The organism is Blastococcus sp. SYSU D00922, assembly GCF_054050495.1.
On sequence record NZ_JBJGZL010000004.1, the window covers coordinates 88,543 to 109,118 of the forward strand.

The window sequence follows — 20,576 nt, forward strand, 5'->3', positions numbered from 1 at the left end:
GCTCACTTGGCCCGCGGGGGCCACGGGTCGGCCCCGGGGTGACACCGAGGCCGGGCAGGACAGGAGCACCACTCCAGACCCACCCCTGCGAGGCCGCCGTGTACCTGTCGAAGACCGAGGCCGCCGTCCTGCCGACCGTGCTGGGCGCCGCGCGCCCGGCACCGGTCGCACCCAAGCGGCGCATCTGGCCCCTGCTCGGCCCGGCTTTCGTCGCCGCGGTCGCGTACGTGGACCCGGGCAACTTCGCCACCAACTTCTCCGGGGGCGCGGCCTTCGGGTACACGCTGCTGTGGGTCATCGTCGCCGCGAACCTCATGGCGATGCTCATCCAGTCGCTGACCGCCAAGCTGGGCCTGGCCACCGGCCGCGACCTGGCCACCAACTGCCGGGAGCGGTTCCCCCGACCGGTCAGCTGGGGCCTGTGGCTGCAGGCCGAGGCGGTGGCGATCGCGACAGACCTGGCCGAGATCGTGGGCGGCGCCGTCGCGCTGTACCTGCTCTTCGGCGTCCCGCTGCCGATCGGCGGCGTGATCACCGCAGTCGTCGCCTTCGTCCTGCTGGCGGCGCAGTCCCGGGGGCACCGGCCGTTCGAGCGGGTCATCACGGGGCTGCTGCTGGTGATCGGGCTGGGCTTCGGCTACACGCTGGTCGGCTCGGGGGTCGACGTCGGCGGCGCGGCCGCGGGTCTCGTGCCCACGTTCGACGGGCCGGAGAGCATCGTGCTGGCCACCGGGATCCTCGGCGCCACGGTCATGCCGCACGTCATCTACGTGCACTCCGCCCTGACCCCCGGCCGCTACGGCGACGCCGTCACCGCCGGCCGGACCCAGGAGGGACGACGGCGGCTGCTCAAGGCCCAGCGGCTCGACGTGCTCCTGGCCATGGGGCTGGCCGGCCTCGTGAACGCCTCCATGCTGGTCATCGCGGCGCAGCTGTTCACCTCCGGCAGCCAGGCCGACTCCCTCGAGGGCGTGCACGCCGGCCTCGGCGACCAGCTCGGGAGCGGGGCCGCGCTCGCCTTCGCCCTCGCCCTGCTGGCCTCCGGCTTCGCTTCCTCCTCGGTCGGCACGCACGCCGGTCAGGTGGTCATGGCGGGCTTCCTCCGCAGGCACATCCCGGTGCTGGCCCGGCGGCTGATCACCCTCGCCCCCGCCCTGGCCGTCCTGGTCCTCGGCGGCGACCCGACGACGGCGCTGGTGTGGTCGCAGGTGGTGCTCTCGTTCGGCATCCCGTTCGCCCTGGTGCCGCTGCTCTGGCTGACCAGCCGCCGCGACCTCATGGGCGGGTGGGTCAACCGCCGGATCACCACGGTCGCCGGCAGCGTGGTGGCCGCGCTGATCATCGGCCTCAACGCCCACCTGGTCCTGGGGTTCGTCCTCTGACCCCCTGCGTCCCCGGACTTTCTGCACAGGAGGTCCGGGGACTTGACGTGCAGAAAGTCCCCGGGGGGAGCGGGTGGGGACGGCGGGCTAGGCTGGCGGCGCACCACAACTGAACACACATTCACAGCAGGGGAGCGCTTCGGCGCTGAGAGTGCGGGACACCGCAGACCCTCGAACCTGATCCGGGTCATGCCGGCGCAGGGAGTCTGGAGGAAGAGTCATGGCCGACCAGGCCGTCCGTCCGTCGTCCACCCATGTCCGGGACACCGGGAGCGTCGCCCGCTGGCGCACCGTGGACATCGTCGTCACCGCCGTCCTCGGCGTCGCCTTCGGCGTCGTCTTCTGGGGCTGGAACCTCGTCGCCGAGGCGCTGTCCACCCCGCTCGACTTCTTCCCGCCGATCAAGGGGCTGCTCAACGGCGTCTTCCTGATGCCCGGGGTGGTCGCCGGCCTGCTGGTGCGGCGGCCCGGCGCGGCGATCTTCGCGTCGACCCTCGCGGCGGCCGTCAGCCTGCTCCTCGGCTCCCCCTACGGCGGGATCATCGTCGTCTACGGGCTGGTCCAGGGGGTGGGCGGCGAGCTCGGCTTCCTGCTCACCCGGTACCGCAGCTTCGGCTGGGGGACGGCGCTGCTCGCGTCGGTCACCGCGGGGCTGTCGACGTCGATCCTCGACCTGAGCCTCTACTACCCGGTCTCGCAGGAGTACCCGTTCTGGGCGTTCACGCTGCCCTACACGCTGACCACGGTGCTCTCCAGCGTGCTCCTGGCGGGCGTCGTCGGCCTGCTGCTGGTGCGCGCCTTGGCCCGCACGGGGGCGCTGAGCTCGTTCGCCGCGGGCCGCACCCGCGTCTGACCCCGGTGGGCAGCGCCACCCACGGGTCCGCACCGGTCCGCGCGGGCGCCGGGCCGGTGCGCGTGGTCGCGCGCGGGCTCGGCGTCCGGCACGCCTCCCGGCGGGCCTGGGCGCTCACCGGCGCCGACCTCGTCGTCGAGCCCGGTGAGCGCATCCTGCTCACCGGCGCCTCCGGCTCGGGGAAGTCGACCCTGCTCGCGGCCCTGGCCGGGATCCTCGACGGCGAGGGGACGGAGCTCGCCGGCGAGCTGAGCGTCGACGGCGGGCCGCCGCGCGACGCCCGTGCCGGGCTGGGCCTGCTCGCCCAGGACCCGGACAGCCAGCTGGTCATGACCCGCGCCGGGGACGACGTCGCGTTCGGGCTGGAGAACGCGGGCCTGCCGCCGGACGAGATCTGGCCGCGGGTGGACGAGGCCCTGGCGGCGGTCGGCTTCCCGTACGGCCGCGACCGGCAGACGCAGGCGCTGTCGGGCGGGGAGAAGCAACGGCTGGTGCTCGCCGGCGCCCTCGCCCGCCGGCCGGGGCTGCTGCTGCTCGACGAGCCGACCGCGCAGCTCGACCCGGCCGGCGCCGCGCTCGTGCGGTCGGCCGTCGCCCGCGCGACCGCTGACCGCTCGGCCACGGTGGTGGTGGTCGACCACGACGCCGAGCCGTGGCTGCCGCTGGTCGACCGGGTCGTCGAGGTGACCGGCGGCGGCCTCGTGGAGCACGGGCCCGGCTGGCGGCCGGTGCCCCGCACGGCCGGCCTGCTGCTCCCCGCCGCGCCGGAGGGTCCGCTGCTGCTGGCCACCCGGGACGCCGGCTTCACCTACCGCGGCAGCGCCGCACCCGCGCTCGCACCGACGACGGCGGAGCTGCACGGAGGCCGCGCGCTGGCGGTCACCGGGCCGAACGGGCGGGGCAAGTCCACGCTGGCCCTGCTGCTGGCCGGGCTGCGGGCGCCCACGTGCGGCCGCGTGGCGGCGTCCCGCGAGCTCACCGGCCGCGTGCGCGGCGGGCACGCCGAGCCGCACCGCTGGCGGGCCGGCGAGCTGGTGACCCGGATCGGCACGGTCTTCCAGCACCCGGAGCAGCAGTTCCTCACCGGGCGCCTGCGCGACGAGCTGGCCCTGGGCCCCCTCCGCTCCGGGGAGCACGCCGCCGCGGCGCGCGCCACCGCCGACGCGCTGCTCGAGCGGCTCGGCCTCACCGCCTACGCCGACGCCAACCCCTACACGCTCTCCGGCGGGCAGCAGCGGCGGCTGTCCGTGGCGACCGCGCTGGCCACCTCGCCGCGGGTGCTGGTCCTCGACGAGCCGACGTTCGGCCAGGACGCCGCGACGTGGCGGGAGCTGGTCACCCTGCTGGCCGAGCAGCGCGCCCGGGGGTGCGCCGTCGCCGTCGTCACGCACGACGAGGACCTGGTGCGGATCCTGGCCGACGAGCGGCTGGCGCTGTGAGAGCGACGGGCGAGCGAGCATCGCAGCGAGCGCCGGCGAGCGAGGAGCGGAACGAGTCCGGAATCGAACGGGAGGCACTGTGACCGCCTCGCTCTCGCTCGGCCCGGTCCCGGGCGCCCGGCTGGCAGCGATCAACCCCGTGGCGCAGCTGGGCGCCATGCTCGTCGTCACGCTCGTCCTGCTCACCAGCCTGGACGTCGTCACGCCGGCGGTCGTGGTCGCCGCCGAGCTGTGCCTGCTGCCGGCCGCCGGCCTGACCGACCCCCGGGACCTGTGGCGGCGCACCTGGCCGCTGCTGCTCGGGGCGGGGTCGGTGGGGCTGGTCAACGTGCTGCTCAGCAACGAGGCCACCGCCGTCACCGGGATCGGGCTCGCGCTGCGGGTGATCGGGCTGGCGCTGCCCGGCGTCCTGCTCGTGGCGTCGACTGACCCGGTCCGGCTGGCCGACGCGCTGACCATCCACTGGCGCCTGTCCACGCGCTTCGCCTACGGGTCGCTCGCCGCCCTGCGCCTGGTGCCGCTGCTGGTGGCCGAGTTCGAGTCCATCCGGCTGGCCCGCCGCACGCGGGGCGTGGCGGCCGGCCGCAACCCGGTGGCGCAGGCCCGGTTGCTCGCCGGAGTCGCCTTCGCCCTGCTGGTCGGCGCGGTGCGGCGCGGCTCCCGGCTGGCCACGGCGATGGACGCGCGCGGCTTCGACTCCGGCGTCCCGCGGACCAACGCCCGCGGCTCGCGCCTCCACGCCCGGGACGCGTGCTTCGTGGCCGGGGCCGTCCTCGTCTGCGCCGCCGCGGTGACCCTCAGCGTGGTCACCGGCTCCTGGTCGCCGATCTTCGTCGGCTGAGTGCCCGGCGCTACGGTGCGCCCGTGCGCCCGACCCGCTCCGTGGCCCTGCTGCGGGGGATCAACCTGGGCCGCGCCCGGCAGGTCTCCATGCCCCGGCTGGTGGAGGTGCTCACCGAGCGCGGGTACAGCGGTGTCCGCACCCATCTGCGCAGCGGCAACGTCCTGCTCGACAGCGACCTGCCGGAGGAGGAGCTCGCCGCCGACCTCGCGGAGGCGGTCGAGGCCGAGTTCGGGTTCGCCGTCCCCGTCGTCGTCCGGACCGGCGCCGAACTGGCCGCCGTCGTCGCGGAGGACCCGTTCGCCGGGGTCGCCACCGACCCGGCGCGCTACCTGGTGACCTTCCTGTCGCGGCCGCCCGACCCGGACCGGGTCGCGGCGCTGCCGGCCGTGGACGGGCCCGGGGACTACCGGGTCCACGGCCGGGAGCTGCACCTCTGGCTGCCCGACGGTATCCAGGGGACACCGCTCGCCTCCTGGAAGTGGGACGCGTTGCTCGGGGTGCCGGGCACCGCCCGGAACTGGAACACGGTCACGAGGCTGGTGGCGCTCGCCGAGGAGGGCTGACTCGCCCGGGCGGGTGACACACGTCGCAGTAGGTTTGGCGGGCCTCGCGGCAGCCCATACGAAGTCGTTGGCCTCGACCACGGAGGCCGCAGAACGCAAGGGGACCATCGCGTGACAGGGCAGGCGGCCGGACCGGTCTGGCCGTCGGCAGCACCGCCTCCTGCCGATCCCGCGCTCGCGTGGGACCTGCACGGGATCGCGGAGCTGCCCAGGGTGCGGGCCGAGCTGCGCCGGCACTCCCTGAGCCATGCCGTGGCCCGGGGCGCGGACCCCGAGATCGCCGAGGAGCTCCGGGACCAGCTGATCCTCGCGCTGGACGAGATGGCCTCCAACGCGCTGCGCCACGGCGGCGGCGGGGCCGTACGGGCCGCCGTCCGGCTGACCTCGGACGCCTACCTGATCGAGGTGTCCGACGGAGCCGCGACCACGCCGCCGTCCCCGGCCGTCGACCGGGACCCGAGCGAGGGCGGGCTGGGCCTCTACCTGATCGCCGAGATGTCGTCCGCCCACGGCTGGTACGTCCTCGACGGCGCGAAGTTCGTCTGGGCGCTGCTCCCGCGCGCCTGAGGGTCAGCGCGGGTCGACGAGCTCGGGCAGCCGCTCCGGGCCGGCCTCCGGCGGGCGCGGCCGGTCCTCCGGGTGCAGCCGGACGGCGACGAGGGCGATGTCGTCCTGCAGGCCCTCGGGGCGCAGCCGCCCGATGACCTCGTCGCAGACCAGCGCCAGCGGCTGGTCGGCCAGCTCCGCGACGGCTCCCCGGAGCCGGGCGATCCCCTCGTCCAGCGGCAGGTCCCGGCCCTCGACCAGGCCGTCGGTGTAGAGCAGCACGGTGGCGCCCCGCTCGACGGTCACCACGGCGTCCGTGCGGTCGACCGTCGGGTCGACACCCAGCATCAGCTGGGCGCGGTCGTGCTCCAGCTGCTCGACCCGGCCGTCGCCGTGCAGCAGCAACGGCGGTGGGTGCCCCGCGTTGCACCACCGGATCCGGGTGAGGCCGGCCGCCCGTTCCTCCGGGGTCTGCTCGAACCGGGCGATCGCCGCGGTGGCCATCGTGCCCATGCCCAGCCCCTGGATGGCGGCGTCGAGCTCGCTGAGCACCGCCGCCGGGCCCGGCCCGTCCCGGTAGGCGATGCCGCGCAGCATGCCGCGCAGCTGGCCCATCGCCGCGGCCGCTTCCGTGTCGTGCCCCACGACGTCGCCGATGACGACCATCGTGGCGCCCGAGGGCTGCAGGAACGCGTCGTACCAGTCACCGCCGACCTGGGCGACCTCCACCGCCGGCCGGTAGCGGACCACGATCTCGGCGTGGTCGGGCTCCGGCGGCGCGGTGAGCAGGCTGCGCTGCAGGCCCTCGGCGAGCCGCCGCTGCTGCTCGTAGAGCCGGGAGTTGTCCATGGCCAGCGCGATCCGGTCCGCGAGGTCGCGCACCGTGGCGACGTCCTCGGCGTCGGCCATCGGCCGGTCCGCCGGGCGGTAGATGCTCAGCGCCCCCAGGGTCCGCCCCCGGGCGGTCAGCGCGAGGGTCACGGCCGACTGCGGGGCCAGCCGCCAGAAGACGTCGCTGACCTCGCCCGCGGGCAGGTCGTAGCCGACCGCCGCCGGGACGTCGGCGACGGTGAGCACCTGCCCGGACGCCAGCGCCCGCACGATCGGGGCGTCCGGCCCGATGGAGGCCAGGCGCAGCTCGGCGTACCGCGCCACGTCCGACCGGCGGGTCCGGTCCTCGTGCCAGCTCGCGACGTCGCGCATCCGGCCGTCCTCGTCCACCAGGCTGAGGATCACCCACTCCCCGAGCAGCGGGACCACGCTCTCCGCCACCCGCTGCAGCGCCTCGGCCTCGCTCCCGCCGCTGGTCAGCGTCGCCGAGAGGGCCGCCGTCACGTCGGCCACGAGCGCGAGGTGCGCGGCGCTGCGCCGCGCCCGCTCCTCCGCCCGCCGTCGTTCGGTGACGTCGAGGAAGTAGACCGACAGCCCGTCCGGACCCGGCCAGGCCCGGACCTCGTACCAGGCCTCGAGGGGCTCGGGGTAGTAGGCCTCGAAGACCCGCTCCGCCCCCGTCTCCACGGCCGCGCGGTAGTGCACCTCGAAGTCGCTGCCCACCGCGGCCGGGAAGAGCTCCCAGATGGATCCGCCGAGCAGGGCCTCCCGCGTGCTGGCGAGGACCCGCTCGGCCTCGGCGTTGACGTAGGTGAAGCGCCAGTCGGGGTCGAGGGAGAAGAACGCCGACTTCATCACCTCGAGCACGCGCGAGACACGGGCGTCGCTGTGCCGCTGCTTCGTGGTGTCGAACGCCGCACCGAGCAGGCGGACGGCGGCGCCCCGGTCGTCGGCGAGCGCGCGCCCGCGCGCCTGCACCCACCGGGTCTCGCCGGTGGGGAGGACGACGCGGAACTCCGCCCCGTACTCGCCGCAGGTGTCGATGGCGGCCTGCAGGGCGCCGGCCACCCGGTCCCGGTCCTCCGGGTGGACCCGGTCCCGGAACGCCTCGATCGTCTCGTCGAAGGAAGGGCGGTCGTAGCCGAACATCTGCACGAGGCGGTCGTCCCAGACCAGCCGGCGGGTGGCCAGGTCCCAGTCGAAGCTGCCGATCTCGGCGGCGTCGATGGCGAGCTCGACGCGCAGCCGGTGCGCCTCGAACTCCCGGCCCAGCGCGGAGAGCTCGAGCTCGGTGGCGACGGAGTCGGCGAGCTGGCGGAGGAGCGCCGTCTCGCCGTCGGTCCACCGCCGTGGCGCGGTCGTGAACGCGGTCAGCGTGCCGACGGGGGACCCGTCGAAGACGACGATCGGGACGGCGATGAGCGCACCGACGGTGCCGTCGGCCACCGCCGGCAGGGCGGAGATGCCGGGGTCGGTGGCGGCGTCGGCCAGCACGAGCGGGTCGGTGCCCCGCTCGAGCACCACGGCGCAGATCGACTCGGTGAGCGGGCCCTGCCGGCCGAGGCTGCCCGGCGGCAGCCCGTGCGCGCCGACGACGGTCTGGACGTCGCCGACGAGGGAGACCCAGGCGCCGTCGGCGCCCAGGAGGCGGGCGGCGATGCCCGTGAGCCGCTGGAGGGCGCGGGAGCCGAGGGCGGTCGGTTCCAGCCGTCGCACAGCCGCCAGCCGCCCCTCGCGGGAGCCGGTCAGCGGCTCGGGGGCGGTCACGGTCGGGTTCCTTCCACGCGGGCCAGCCGGGCACACACCTCGGCGGGCGCCGGATGTCCGGTCCCAGCATCCCGGCAGGCACTTCGCGGTGCGGCACCGGGGTGGCTCCTGGCCGGGGCGGGCACCTCCGGGGGCTTCCGGGAGGCGCCCGCCCGTCGGCGGGAGGGTGGGGGACGGCGTGCTGCGTCCCCCCGTACGCAAATCACGGACCAGGCGACGTCGTCCAGCATCGCGTGCCGCGAGCGGCCGGACCACGGACCGGTTCCGGCGAGCGGCCGGCTCCGCGCGGCGCCTGCTCCGGCGCCGTGTGCCAGGTCGGGGCCCGGTCAGAGACCCGGGGGACGGGACGTCCCTTCCGGGTACCGGGAGGACCTGGGGCCACCTCCTCGACGGTTCCCGTCGCCGGGCCGGCGTCGCCGCACACGTCTGCGCCTCCCTGGAGGGTCCGCGCGCTGCTCGGAGGCAGTCGGCGGTGGGTCGAGGCGAGAACCGTCGTGCGTCGAAGTCGGTCGGCGGCCGGACGTGCACCGTCGGAGGTGAGCCAGAGGCGGCCGGGTCGGCCTGCGGATCGGTGGCTCGGGACCGGCTCGTCGGTCGCGGTCACCCGGGGAAGGGGGTGACCGGTCTCGGCGTGCTCGGGCGAACGGAGGACGGCGTCCAGCGGCTGGCTGCCGTGGTCGCGCAGTGCTGCTCTGCTGCGGCGGTCCTAGGGGAAGGAACTCCAGGCGGAGCCCGGGGACCGGGAGCGCCGCGCCGGCGGGGGAGAACCCCTGACCCGGCACGCCGCCGGGTCACCGCGGGTCCGGACGAGGCCGGTCGCTCCGGGCGACGTCCGCTGGTGGGACGGCCAGCCGGTGGCCCGGGAGCGTTCAGGCGGTCCGCCGTGTCTTACGCCGGGGACGGCCACTGCTCCACGGGGGACCGGCGGCAATCCTCGCGAGCCGGCCGACGACGCCGGACCGCGGGGAAGGAGCGCCGCGGCGGGGGAAGGCGCCACGGGCTGGATGGTGGGGGTGCTGGGCATCTCGCGCAGCACCACGGGCGGGTCGACCTCGTTCGGGGCCGGCGCGGGAGCGGGGCGGCCCCACGCGAGGTGCTCGCCGCCGGGTCCGGCGCCCCAGAGGGCGGCGCGGCGGATCAGGCCGCGGATGCGTCCCGGGCGCCGGGCCGCCGCCTGGGTGGCGGGGGCGGGAGCCGCCGTGCGGGGGCGCCAGGCCAGGTACTCGCCCCGGGGTCCGGCGCCCCACATCGCGGCGCGGCGGACGAGGTCGGCCAGACCGGTCACCGGCACGCGCTCGGGCTCCGGGAGCACGTAGACGCGGGGAGCGGCGGCGGGCCGGGCCATCGGCGCCGGCTGCACCGACCGCAGGGGGACGGTGCGCACGGCGCCGGTCCGCGTGCCGGAGGGGCGGTGCGCCGAGGTCCGCCGCGGCTGCGGCCGGCGCGCGGCCGGTCCGTCCACGCGGTCCAGGACGTCGATCAGCCCCACCAGTCCGCGGGCAGAAGCGGCGGACAGCGGCATCGCGGTCGCGCGGTCGCTGCTCATGTCGCCTCCTCGAGTTCATGTCCGCAGCCGGGGAAGGTGCCGCGGACAAGGAGAAAGATAGGGAGGCGGGGCTCCTTTCTCGGCCATTCCGGACACCACCTGGAACGCGCGTGACCGAACCGTTGCGCAGCAATTCCGAACCGGTCGATGACCCTTTCCTCACAGCGGGAACTTGTCGACAAACAGCGCATTCCGAGCGTGGAAATGGCGGGGAGCGGCGTCGGTCATCCCGGTCGCCCGTCCGACGCGCGCGGCGTGTCGGGAGCGTCCCCCGTCCGGGACACGTCGAATTGCCGCGACCGCGCACCGCCCGGAGACTTCGGTGGTGCACGACCTCGACGCGCCCCACGAGTCCGACACCCGCCTCCGCCGCGCGGTCAGCGGGAAGCTGCTGTTCCTCTTCATCCTCGGCGACGTCCTGGGCGCCGGGATCTACGCGTTGTTCGGCGTGATCGCCGGCGAGGTGGGCGGCGCCGTCTGGGCGCCGATGCTGGTGGCACTCCTGCTCGCGCTGCTCACCGCGGCGTCCTACGCGGAACTCGTCACCAAGTACCCGCGGGCGGGCGGCTCCGCGGTGTTCGCCGAGCGCGCCTTCGGCAGCCCCGTCGTCTCGTTCCTCGTGGGCTACTGCATGCTCGCCGCCGGCGTCACCAGCGCGGCGGGGCTCTCGCTCGCGTTCGCCGGGGACTACCTGGGCGTGTTCCTCGACGTCCCCGCGATCCCGGCCGCGCTGTGCTTCCTGGTGCTCGTGGCGGCGCTCAACGCGCGCGGCATCCAGGAGTCGGTGCGGGCCAACGTCGTCATGACCGTCGTGGAGCTCTCCGGCCTGCTCCTGGTCGTCGTCCTCGGAGCCGTCGTGCTGGGCCGCGGCGACGGGGACCTGGGGCGGGTGACCGAGTTCCCGCAGGGCGTCTCGGTCGCCTCGGGGGTGCTGGCCGCCGCGCTGCTGGCCTACTACTCCTTCGTCGGGTTCGAGACCTCGGCCAACGTCGCCGAGGAGGTGCGCGACGTCCGCCGCGTGTACCCGCGGGCGCTGTTCGGCGCGCTGCTCGTGGCCGGGCTGGTCTACGTCCTCGTCGGCCTCGCCGCCTCGGTCGTCCTGGCGCCCGGGGACCTCGCCGGGTCGTCGGGGCCGCTGCTCGACGTCGTCCGGGCGGCGGATGCGGGCATCCCCGACGAGGTGTTCAGCGCCATCGCCCTGGTGGCGGTCGCGAACGGCGCCCTGCTCACCATGATCATGGCCAGCCGCCTGGTCTTCGGGATGGCCGAGCAGGGCCTGCTCCCCCGCCCGCTCGGCCGGGTGCTCCCGCGGCGGCGGACGCCGTGGGTGTCGATCGTCGTGACGACCGCCGTCGCCATGGGGCTCACCCTGGTCGGCGACCTCGCGACGCTGGCCAACACCGTCGTCCTGCTGCTGCTCCTGGTCTTCCTCAGCACGAACACGGCGGTGCTGGTGCTGCGGAGCGACCGCGTCGAGGCCGACCACTTCCGGGCCCCGGTCGTGGTCCCGGTGCTGGCCATCGCGTCCTGCCTCCTGCTGCTGTGGCAGCAGGAGGGCAGGACCTGGCTGTTCGCCGGGGTGATGCTCGCCGTCGGCGTGCTCCTGTACCTGCTCGCGCAGGCGCCGTGGTGGCGGAACCCGGAGCGGTCCACCGCCGGCGAGAAGGCGGCCGAACCGGTCGGCTGACCCGCTGGCAGGATCCCCCGGTGCCCACTCCCCTGGTGATCGACACCGACCCCGGCATCGACGACGCCCTCGCGATCCTCCTCGCGCTGGCCAGCCCGGAGGTGGACCTGCGGCTGGTCACGACGGTGCACGGCAACGTCGAGCTCGACCGGACGACGGACAACGCGCTCCGGGTGCTGCACCTGGCCGGGCGCTCCGACGTCCCGGTCGCCGCGGGAGCGGCGGAGTCCCTCGTCCACCCGCAGCCCGAGCGCGCCGGCCACGTGCACGGCAGCGCCGGCCTCGGTGGCGTGGAGCTGCCGCCGTCCCCGGCGCCGGTCGACCCCCGCCCGGCGGTGGTGGCGCTGGCCGAGCTGCTGATGACGTCGCCGGAGCCGGTCACCGTCGCCGCCGTGGGGCCGCTGACCAACCTGGCGCTGCTGCTGCGCGTCTTCCCCGAGGCCGCCGCGCGCATCGGGCGGCTGGTGGTCATGGGCGGCTCGGCCACCCGCGGCGGCAACGTGACGGCGGCCGCGGAGTTCAACGTCTGGGCCGACGCCGAGGCCGCCCAGGCGGTGCTGACCTCGACGCTGCCCACCGTGCTGGTCGGCCTCGACGTCACGCTGCCCACCGTGCTGGACGAGGACGGCATCGCCCGGTTCGCCGCCGCGGGGCCGATCGGCGCGAGCGCCGCGGCGATCCTCCAGCAGTACCTCGACCACGCGCGCACCGCCTACGGGACGACCGGTGTGGTGGTGCACGACGCACTCGCCGTCACCGAGGCGATCGCGCCGGGGACCCTGGGCACCGTGCCCCGCGACGTCGTGGTCGACACCGGCCTCGGGTTCGGCCGCGGGCAGACGCTGGTCGACCGGCGGACCGTCTCGTCGGCGCCCACCGCGGTCGAGGTCGCGGAGACCGTGGACAGCGCGGCCGCGGTGGAGTTCCTCGTGTCGCGGCTGTCGTCGCTGGACGCGCGCTAGCGCTGCCGGGTGCCCTCGACGATGCCGAGAGCGATGTCGCGCAGCTTGCGGTTGTAGCGCTGCGAGGCCTCGCGCAGGATCTCGAAGGCCTGGTCGGCGTCCACGTGGCGCTGGGCCATGAGCACGCCCTTGGCCTGCTCGATGACCGCGCGCGACTCCATGGCCAGCCGCATGTTCCGCGCCTGCTCGCCGAGCTGCCAGTGCGCGTCGGCGTTCGCGACCGCGATCGCCACCACCTCGGCCGCCTCGAGCCCGGCCTCCAGGCTCTCCGGGGAGGCGAAGGCGGCGGCCGCCGAGGAGTAGTTGTTCAGTGCGCCGATGAACGCGCCCTGGTACGGGAGCGGGACCGACAGCGAGCTGCGCACACCGGTCGACTGCACGGTCGCCACGTAGTCGGGCCAGCGGGTCTCGGTCCGCATGTCGTCGATGCGCAGGAGGACGCCGCCCCGCCCGGCGTCCATGCAGGGCCCGTAGCCCTTCTCGTACTGCAGCTCGTCGGCGGCCAGCGCCATCTCGCCGTGGTAGGCCGCGGTGAACGCCTTGTCGTCGCGCAGGAGCGTGATCGAGGTGGCCTCGGCCCCCGGGATGCCCGAGGCGGCGATCCGCGTGATGTCGGCCAGCACGTCGTCGAGGGTCCGGTCGACGAGGACGACGCGGCTCAGCTCGCGCAACATGGCTTCCACGCGGCACAGTCTGCCTCGTCGGGTCCCGATGGCGCGCCCGCCGGTGCGCGCCGCATCACCATCGGTCAGGATGGACGCGGCCAGGCACGGGCCCGGCTCCGGTGCGACGCACGACACGAGGGGGAGGCGATGGCCCGCGACACGGGCGACGAGCAGTCCCCCGACGGCGCGCACGACCCGTGGCCGTGCGCCCCCGTGCCGTCGGTCCCGGGCGACGTCTGGCACTGGCAGCTGGAGACGATGCACGTGGTCTCCCGGGTGCGCAGCGACCTGCGGGCCCGGATCGCGCACCCGTCGGTGTCGGCCGCCTCGACCGAGGACGCCCGCGACGGGCTGCTGCTCGTCTTCGAGGAGCTGGCCTCCAACGCCCTGCGCCACGGCGGCGGTGACGTGCGCGCCCTCGTCGTCGCCGGCTCCGGCGGCTGGCTGCTCGACCTCAGCGACGAGGCGCCCGACCGGCCGCCGGTCCCCGCCGTCGACCGCGACCCCTCGCTGGGCGGGATGGGGCTGCACCTGGTGGCGCAGCTGTCGACCGCCTTCGGCTGGGAGCAGCGCCCCGGGCGCAAGCACGTGTGGGCGCGGCTGCCCACCGGCCGCGAGGAGAGCGCGGAGCGCCGGAAGGGCCAGCTGCCCGAACCACGCTCGCCCGAGGTCCGCCGGGACTAGCGGGAAGGACCCCTCACCCCTTCGCACGCTCAGGGCGAGCCTCCGGCCGGGCCTACCGCCGGGCTCGGTGCACCGCGTCGCGGAAGCGGGCGGCGTCCTCGCGGACGGCGGACATGGGCGCCAGCAGCGCGTCCTCCGCCACGTCCTGGACCGCCGCCCGGAGCCGGCGCTCGACCGCGCGGGCCCTGCGCCGCGCGCGCAGCCGGACCAGCGGCCGGGACACCACCGCCAGCAGGAGCCCGGCCAGCAGCCCGCCGACGACCAGCAGCGTCGGCAGCGGCAGGCCCTCCACGCGGGGCAGCGGGACGACGTCGTCGAGCTGGAAGAAGCCGAGGACCACCAGGACGAGCAGCCAGAGGGCGCCGACGAGGGCCACCAGCGCCAGCAGCCACTGCAGGCCGCCGACGGCCCGCTGCCACACCGGCACCCGGTCGGAGCCCAGGTCGGTGCCGGCGACGGCCCGGTCGAGCCGGTCGGCCAGCTCGTCCTCCGACACCTCCACCGTCCGGCGGAGGTCGTCGCGCCACGCCTGGGGCAACCCCTCCCCGACGACGTCCCGGGCCCGGCGGACCGCCGTCGTCACGCCGGCGAGCTCCACCGGCCCGGCCGGCCCCAGCGAGGTGCGCGCGCGCTCGTCGCCCAGGTGCAGGCGGTCGAGCGGATCCGGGCGCAGCTTCCGCACCCAGCGCAGGAGCGGCCAGCCGGTGCGGGCCACGCCGGCGCGCATCGTCGAGCGCTCGACCGCCGAGGTCACCGTGGGCACCCCCGCCGCCGCGGCGAGCGCGTCACCCAGGTCCTCCCTCAGTTCGCCGCGTGCCCGACGGCCCAGCGCCGCGTCGTCGCCCTCCGCGTGCACCGCCAGTGCGGCCGCCATCCCGCGGACGTCGGCGGTCAGCCGGTCGGTCGCCGCGCGCCGCGCCGCCACCCGGTGGGCCAGCTCGCCGCGCAGCTCCGCCACGCCGGTCCCGGTCCGACCGGAGGCGGCGAGCAGGGGGACGGCGGCCAGGCCCTCGCGGTCGAGCAGGCCGCGGAGGTCGGCGAGGCACTCCTGCGCCGCCCGGGCGTCGAGCCGGTCGACCTGGTTGAGGACGACGAGCAGCACGCCCGCGTGCCCCGCGAGGGGGGCCAGGTAACGGTCGTGCACGGCGGCGTCGGCGTACTTCTCCGGGTCGAGCACCCACACGAGGACGTCGACCAGCCCGACCAGGCGGTCGACCTCCAGCCGGTGCTCCAGCCGCACGCTGTCGTGGTCGGGCAGGTCGAGCAGCACCAGCCCGTCGAGCGCCGGCTCGGGGGCGTGCCGGTGCCGGCGGGGCACCTCCAGCCAGTCGAGCAACCGGTCGGCCCCGTCCTCGCCCCAGGTCGTCGCGTGCGCCACGCCGGTGGTCGGCCTGCGGACCCCGGGCGTGCTGACCTCCGCGCCGGAGAGTGCGTTGAACAGGGTGGACTTCCCGCTGCCCGTCGCGCCCGCGAGCGCCACGACGGTCGCGTCGCCCAGCGCCGCGCGGGCACCGGCCTTCGCCAGCAGGGCCCTGGCCTCCGGCACCTCCGGCACCTCGAGCCGTCCCTCGGCCACCTCGACCGCCTCGCGGAGCGCGGCCAGGCGGTCGGCCAGCGGCGGTTCCCGGCGGCTCATGCGCTCCGCCGGGCCGCGGCCAGCTCGCGCACCGCGCGGCGGAGGGCGTCGGCCGTGCCTGGTGCCGGCGCCGCGTCGTCCACCCGGTCGTCGAAGCGGGCCTGCTCGTAGCGCAGCAGGACATCGGCCCGGTGCTGCAGGTCCTCCCGCGCGCGGTCGGCCATCGCCCGGACGGCGGAGTCGCCGAACACCGCCTCGAGCACCCGCTGGCCGACCGCGGTGGTGCCGCCCGCGACGGCGACCTCGCCGCCGGTGAGCCCGCCGGTCGAGGCGAAGACGGCGACCATGACCACCGCGCCGGCGCCGTTGATGCCCCACGACAGGATCCGCGCCGTGGACCGCTTCTCCGCACCCTGCTCGCGGACCAGGTCCAGCACCGCGCCCTGCCAGTCGCGCACCTGCGCGGCCGCGGCCTCCGGGAAGTCGGGCGACACCTGCTCGAGCTCGCGCTCCGCCCCGGCCAGCAGCTGGGCGCCCCCGGGCATCGAGCGCCACGTCGTCACCGTCCGCTCCGCGGCGCGGTCGGCCTCGGCGCGGAGGAGGTGCTCGACGCTGCTCTCCAACGCCCCCTGAAGGTCCTCGGCCGGCGTCGGGCGGCCGGTGACGACGCTGACCAGCCGGTCGCGCCACCGGCCCACCTGGTTCTGCAGCGCGCGCATCCACTCCCCGGTGCCCACGAACTCCTGCCAGCGGGCCAGCACCTCTCCGCGCAGCAGCGTGCCGCTGCGGACGCCCTCGTCGATGCCGTCGTAGGCGGCCGTGTAGGCGGCGGCGGCCGCGGCGCGCAGGGCATCCCCCGCCGTCGCCTGCTCGTCGACGGCGGCCGCGATGCCCCCCACGCGCTGCTCGAGGCTGTCCAGCGCGCCGGTCAGGGTCTGCCGCACGACGGCGGCGCGGGCCTCCTGGTCCGCGGCGAGGTCGTGGAGCCAGGTCCGGATCGGCGCGACCTGGTCCTCGGGCAGGCGGCCCTCGACCAGCGGGCGCTCCTCGACGACGAACAGCCGGGCGCTCGACAGGCCGGCGCGCTGCAGCATCCCGTGCAGGTCGGCCGCGACCTCACCCGCCGCCTCCGGCGGGACGCGGTCGAGGACGACGGCGAGGGCGGTCCCCCGTTCCTGCGCCGTCCGGAGCAGGTCCCACGGCACCGCGTCGGCGTAGCGGGCGGCGGTGGTCACGAACACCCAGAGGTCGGCCGCGGCCAGGAGCTGGCCGGCCAGCTCGCGGTTGGACTCGACGACCGAGTCGACGTCCGGGGCGTCGAGCAGCGCGAGGCCGGGCGGCACGTCGTCCCGCGCGACCAGCCGGACGGTCCCGGGGCCGCCGTCGCCCCCGGTGACGCGCGCCAGGCCGGGCAGGACCCGGTCGCCGGAGAACGCCGCCACGTCGGCACGGGCGCAGACCAGCACGGGGGCGCGGGTCGTCGGGCGCAGCACGCCGGCCGTCGTGACCGGGCTCCCGACGAGGCTGTTGACGAGCGTGGACTTGCCGGCGCCCGTCGAGCCGCCGACGACGGTGAGCAGCGGGGCGTCGAGGTCGCCGAGCCGGGGGAGCAGGTAGTCGTCGATCTGGTCCCGCACGGCCCGCGCGGCCCGCACGGCGCCGTCCCGCCCGGGGGTCGCGAGCCCGAGGGGCGTCGTCGCGAGCTGGTCCCGGAGCGCCGCGAGGGCGTCGGGCAGCCGCAGGGTCGGGGCGGTCACACCGGGGAACTGCCCCGTCGGACGGCCGGCTACCCCCGGAGGTCGGGCGGGGAGTCGTCGGCCCGCTTGGCGCGCTCCTCGCGCAGCGCCTGGAAGACCCGCTTCCGGACGCGGTCCTGGTCCCGCTCCTGGATGCCGGAGAACCGGATGGACATGACCCAGCGCGCGCCCCGCGCCTGCGTGCGCACGACCTCGGCCTTCGTCTTCGTGGCCCCGTCCTCGAGCTCGATGACGAGGTCGAGCTTGGCGCCGGCCTCGGGCGGCGCGCCGAGCCCCTCGAACTCCGCCCGCACGCCCGCCTCGCTCAGGTCGATGGTCGTGCCCTTGAGCTCGATGGACCCGTAGCCGGCCATGATCGGCACGGCCACCCGGCCGCGCACCGCCTTGCGGCGCTGGCTGATCTCGGCGGGGCCGGTCGTGCGCATGCGCCAGCGCACGACGGCGCCGGTCTCCACGTCGGTGATCTCCGCCGGCATCGCCCGCTGCGACTCCTCGGTCTTCCAGAAGACCTCGACGACGTCGCCGACCTTGACGACCACCTGCTCGACGAACTCGCCGACCGACGGCCGGACGGAGATGTATTCGTTCTGGACGACCTCGACCCGCGAGCTGACCGACACCCCGCGGCCGGAGAGCGTGATCTCGGCTTCCGTCTGCTCCTCCGGGTGGTCCACTCCGGGAACGCTGGTCATGGGTCCTCTCCGATCGGTTCCGCGGCACGGGCCGGTCCGACCCGCTCAGGGACGCCGCGGGGGGACCGTAGCCCGCTCGTCCGACGGCGGGCGCGCCGCCCACTCCCGACGCGCCGCAGGAGGCGACCATTCCACGACCGCACCCTGGCGGTGGGGCGCTGCACCCGGCACACTGCCGGACCGTGGAGTTCCGGACGACCGTCGAGCTGGGCGGGAAGACGGCGACCGGGCTGGAGGTGCCGGCCGAGGTCGTGGACGCCCTGGGCGCCGGCCGGAAGCCTCCGGTGGTGGTGCGCATCGGCGGGCACAGCTACCGCAGCACCGTCGCCGTCATGGGCGGGCGGTACCTGCTGCCGTTGAGCGCGGAGAACCGGACGGCCGCCGGGGTGTCGGCCGGCGACGAGGTGGACGTCGACGTGGAGCTGGACACCTCGCCCCGCGAGGTCGCCGTCCCCGCGGACCTGGCGGAGGCGCTGGACGGCGACGCGGCAGCACGGGCGGCCTTCGACGCGCTGTCCTACAGCCACCGCCGGCGGCACGTCATTGCCATCGAGGACGCGAAGACGCCGGAGACGCGTCAGCGGCGCGTCACCAAGGCGCTGGAGATGCTGCGCGGGGACGCGCGCTAGGACGGGACGGGCAGCTCGCGCGGCGGTGCGCCCACCGCGTTGCGGGTGATCTTGGCCCGGTAGAGCTGCTGGTCGGCCTGGCACATGAGTTCCAGCGGGTAGGCCGCGTCGCCGGATGCGGAGGCGACGCCCAGGGAGAGGCTGATCTCGCCCGGGCCGAAGCCGGCCGGTAGCAGCCGCGCCGCCTCCGCGCGCAGGCGCTCGGCGAGCTCGACCGCGCGGTCGAGGTCGGCGCCCGGCAGGAGGATGCCGAACTCGTCGCCGCCGAGCCGGGCCACGACGTCGTCGGCGCGCACCCGCGCGGCGAGGAGAGCGGCCACCCGGCCCAGCACCTCGTCGCCCCCTGGGTGCCCGTGGCGGTCGTTGATGGTCTTGAAGCGGTCGATGTCGAGCAGGACGACGGCGACGTGCCCGCCCCGCTGCCGGGCGACGGTGCACGTGCCGGCGAGCTCGGCGTCCCACCGGCGGCGGTTGGCCAGGCCGGTGAGCGGGTCCTCGTGGCTGAGCCGCTCGAGCTGGGCGAGCAGGACGCCGGTGCGCTGCTGCTCGCGCTCGAGCCGGACGCGCGTCATCAGCTCGCGCATGCTGAGCAGGTGCCGGCGCAGGTGTGCGACGACGGCGATGATCGAGGCGGTCGCCAGGAAGGCCGCGGTCCCGCCGAGGTCACCGGCGGACATCGCCGTGTGCCAGCCGACGAGGGAGACGGCCAGGGCGGCCCAGGACACCGCGATGAGGCCGATGGTCCAGCGCGGCCGGGACACCATCAGGCAGCCGCTGGCGTAGATCGCGAGGGTGAACCCCATCAGGTAGTACTCGACGTTCTCGACCTGCGGGATCATCCAGGCCACCTCGACCTGCACCAGCCCCAGGACGAAGTAGGTGAGCAGCTCCGGACGACGCCAGCGCTGGGGAGCTGCCCACAGGACCCACACCGCGACGAGCATCGGGACGACGCTGATCAGCCGGACGGTGAGGAACAGCCCGGTGAGCTCGGGTTCGAGCAACCGGTCGGCGAGGGTCCAGGCAGGCAGGATGACCGCGGCGAACAGGCCGATCAGGATGCCGGTGCTGCGGGACCGCTCGGCCAGCTCGTGGCGGATGGCCGGGGACAGGGCGGTGACCGCCTCGAGCGTCGGCCGCTCCCTCCCGGTCCCGGAGCCGCCCTCGACCGCGGCCGTGCGTGCGGCATCGGGGCCGGACGCCACGCCGGGCAGCGCGTCGTCGCCCAGGATGATCGCCACGACCCGGCGGAGGCCCTCGAGCAGCACGTCCTCTCTTCGGCAGAACCGGGCCGCTGCCTGAGCACCGTCCGCGCGACAGCCTCCGTCGGGTGAGACCGGGGCGGCCGACCGATCAGCGGTCGCGGCGGGCGTTGAAGCTGCTGACGAAGTCCCGCAGGCTCCGGGTGGGCCGCAGCCAGGCGCCGTCCGGCGGCAGGGCGTCCAGCCGCACCCGGTCGAGCGGCTCGACGAACGCCCCGGGGACGTCCTCGATGTCGATGAACTCCAGCAGCTCGGAGCTGATCGCGTACCCGGCGACCTCGCTGAAGGCGACCACCACGACGTGCGTGCCCTCGCGGACCAGCTGCTCCAGCGGCTCCGCGAAGTTCCGCCCGTCGCCGGAGAACACCACCAGGCGCCGGAGGCGGTGGCTGTGCGCCCGGACCGCGATGTGGTCGAGCATGTCCTGGTCGATGTCGTCGTCCGGCTGGGACTTCGGCCGGGCGAAGACGGAGTAGCCGAAGCCGCGCAGCGCCTCCACCCACCGCTGCAGCGTGCCCGGCTGCGGCGGGATGTTGGCGAACACGCACGCCTCGACCTCGGGGGCGCCGGGGGCCGACGGATCCCCCGCCCCCTCCACGAACCAGGCGGCGATCGCGTCGAACCGGGGCCGGGACGCCGCGGTCGGGCGCGCGCCGATCACCGTCGACAGGGTCATGTCGATGTTGGGCGCGTCCCAGATGAGCAGGTCCAGCACCGGCTGCGGGCGGCCCTCGGCCACCGCGGCGGCCGGCAGCTCCGCCGCGCCGCCGGGCGCGGGCTCCTCCTCGGTGAGGGTCGCGAGTTCGGCGTCGAGGCTGTCGGGCACGGGAGCAGTCTGCCGCGCCGTGCGGGTGCGGGTGCGCTCCGGGCCCGAGGGACGCACCTCGGCCG

The 20,576-nt window shown here is 75.9% G+C and carries 18 protein-coding genes and 1 riboswitch; of the genes, 10 read left to right on the forward strand and 8 right to left on the reverse strand.

Going from position 1 to position 20,576, the window contains the following annotated elements:
• The first annotated feature begins 98 nt into the window (after positions 1-98).
• From ACI78T_RS07625 to ACI78T_RS07650, 6 genes are all read left to right on the forward strand, one after another.
• Positions 99-1,382, forward strand: a complete 1,284-nt coding sequence (locus tag ACI78T_RS07625; RefSeq protein WP_456557487.1) for an Nramp family divalent metal transporter — start codon at positions 99-101, stop codon at positions 1,380-1,382.
• Positions 1,383-1,500: 118 nt separating this feature from the next.
• Positions 1,501-1,604: riboswitch (TPP riboswitch) on the forward strand.
• The gene (locus tag ACI78T_RS07630) at positions 1,603-2,235 is read left to right on the forward strand and encodes an ECF transporter S component (RefSeq protein ID WP_456557488.1); all 633 of its coding nucleotides are present in this window, start codon (positions 1,603-1,605) and stop codon (positions 2,233-2,235) included. Its footprint overlaps the riboswitch before it by 2 nt.
• A gap of 5 nt (positions 2,236-2,240) precedes the next feature.
• Positions 2,241-3,674: an ABC transporter ATP-binding protein gene (locus ACI78T_RS07635; protein ID WP_456557489.1), complete on the forward strand. Its 1,434-nt coding sequence runs from the start codon at positions 2,241-2,243 to the stop codon at positions 3,672-3,674.
• A 79-nt stretch (positions 3,675-3,753) separates the two neighbouring features.
• The gene (locus ACI78T_RS07640) at positions 3,754-4,515 is read left to right on the forward strand and encodes an energy-coupling factor transporter transmembrane component T family protein (protein WP_456557490.1); all 762 of its coding nucleotides are present in this window, start codon (positions 3,754-3,756) and stop codon (positions 4,513-4,515) included.
• A gap of 23 nt (positions 4,516-4,538) precedes the next feature.
• The gene (locus ACI78T_RS07645) at positions 4,539-5,081 is read left to right on the forward strand and encodes a DUF1697 domain-containing protein (RefSeq protein WP_456557491.1); all 543 of its coding nucleotides are present in this window, start codon (positions 4,539-4,541) and stop codon (positions 5,079-5,081) included.
• Positions 5,082-5,192: 111 nt separating this feature from the next.
• The gene (locus ACI78T_RS07650; protein WP_456557492.1) at positions 5,193-5,648 is read left to right on the forward strand and encodes an ATP-binding protein; all 456 of its coding nucleotides are present in this window, start codon (positions 5,193-5,195) and stop codon (positions 5,646-5,648) included.
• A 3-nt stretch (positions 5,649-5,651) separates the two neighbouring features.
• Here the strand turns inward: ACI78T_RS07650 and ACI78T_RS07655 are convergent, their stop codons facing one another.
• Positions 5,652-8,225 (reverse strand): SpoIIE family protein phosphatase, encoded by a 2,574-nt coding sequence (locus tag ACI78T_RS07655; protein ID WP_456557493.1) that lies wholly within the window; start codon positions 8,223-8,225, stop codon positions 5,652-5,654.
• Positions 8,226-8,931: 706 nt separating this feature from the next.
• Positions 8,932-9,771: a hypothetical protein gene (locus ACI78T_RS07660; protein ID WP_456557494.1), complete on the reverse strand. Its 840-nt coding sequence runs from the start codon at positions 9,769-9,771 to the stop codon at positions 8,932-8,934.
• A 325-nt stretch (positions 9,772-10,096) separates the two neighbouring features.
• Here ACI78T_RS07660 and ACI78T_RS07665 point away from each other — a divergent pair, with 325 nt between their 5' ends.
• Positions 10,097-11,458, forward strand: coding sequence for an APC family permease (locus tag ACI78T_RS07665; protein ID WP_456557495.1), 1,362 nt, complete (start codon positions 10,097-10,099; stop codon positions 11,456-11,458).
• Positions 11,459-11,478: 20 nt separating this feature from the next.
• Complete coding sequence (locus tag ACI78T_RS07670; RefSeq protein WP_456557496.1) at positions 11,479-12,420, forward strand: nucleoside hydrolase; 942 nt, start codon at positions 11,479-11,481, stop codon at positions 12,418-12,420.
• Here ACI78T_RS07670 and ACI78T_RS07675 read toward each other — a convergent pair.
• On the reverse strand, positions 12,417-13,094 hold the full coding sequence (locus tag ACI78T_RS07675) for a GAF and ANTAR domain-containing protein (protein WP_456557742.1): 678 nt from the start codon (positions 13,092-13,094) through the stop codon (positions 12,417-12,419). The two genes, ACI78T_RS07670 and ACI78T_RS07675, sit on opposite strands and share 4 nt — an antisense overlap.
• Positions 13,095-13,232: 138 nt before the next feature.
• Between ACI78T_RS07675 and ACI78T_RS07680 the strand changes: the two genes are divergently transcribed.
• A complete protein-coding gene (locus ACI78T_RS07680; protein ID WP_456557497.1) occupies positions 13,233-13,769 on the forward strand; it encodes an ATP-binding protein in 537 nt (178 codons plus the stop codon).
• Positions 13,770-13,821: 52 nt separating this feature from the next.
• On the opposite strand, the gene ACI78T_RS07685 is transcribed toward ACI78T_RS07680, so the two are convergent.
• From ACI78T_RS07685 to ACI78T_RS07695, 3 genes are read right to left on the reverse strand one after another with little or no spacing between them, the layout of a single operon-like run.
• Positions 13,822-15,405, reverse strand: a complete 1,584-nt coding sequence (locus ACI78T_RS07685; protein ID WP_456557498.1) for a GTPase — start codon at positions 15,403-15,405, stop codon at positions 13,822-13,824.
• Positions 15,402-17,102 (reverse strand): ABC transporter, encoded by a 1,701-nt coding sequence (locus ACI78T_RS07690; protein ID WP_456557499.1) that lies wholly within the window; start codon positions 17,100-17,102, stop codon positions 15,402-15,404. Before ACI78T_RS07690 ends, ACI78T_RS07685 begins: the two co-directional genes overlap by 4 nt.
• Before the next feature lie 29 nt (positions 17,103-17,131).
• The gene (locus ACI78T_RS07695) at positions 17,132-17,794 is read right to left on the reverse strand and encodes a PilZ domain-containing protein (RefSeq protein ID WP_456557500.1); all 663 of its coding nucleotides are present in this window, start codon (positions 17,792-17,794) and stop codon (positions 17,132-17,134) included.
• Between the two features lie 182 nt (positions 17,795-17,976).
• On the opposite strand from ACI78T_RS07695, the gene ACI78T_RS07700 reads away from it, so the two are divergent.
• Positions 17,977-18,423, forward strand: coding sequence for a YdeI/OmpD-associated family protein (locus ACI78T_RS07700; RefSeq protein ID WP_456557501.1), 447 nt, complete (start codon positions 17,977-17,979; stop codon positions 18,421-18,423).
• Here the strand turns inward: ACI78T_RS07700 and ACI78T_RS07705 are convergent.
• Both ACI78T_RS07705 and ACI78T_RS07710 read right to left on the reverse strand, forming a co-directional pair.
• Positions 18,420-19,691: a GGDEF domain-containing protein gene (locus ACI78T_RS07705; RefSeq protein ID WP_456557502.1), complete on the reverse strand. Its 1,272-nt coding sequence runs from the start codon at positions 19,689-19,691 to the stop codon at positions 18,420-18,422. The genes ACI78T_RS07700 and ACI78T_RS07705 overlap by 4 nt on opposite strands.
• An 85-nt stretch (positions 19,692-19,776) precedes the next feature.
• Entirely contained in the window at positions 19,777-20,511 is a 735-nt protein-coding gene (locus ACI78T_RS07710; RefSeq protein WP_456557503.1) for an NYN domain-containing protein, read from the reverse strand.
• Positions 20,512-20,576 lie beyond the last annotated feature (65 nt).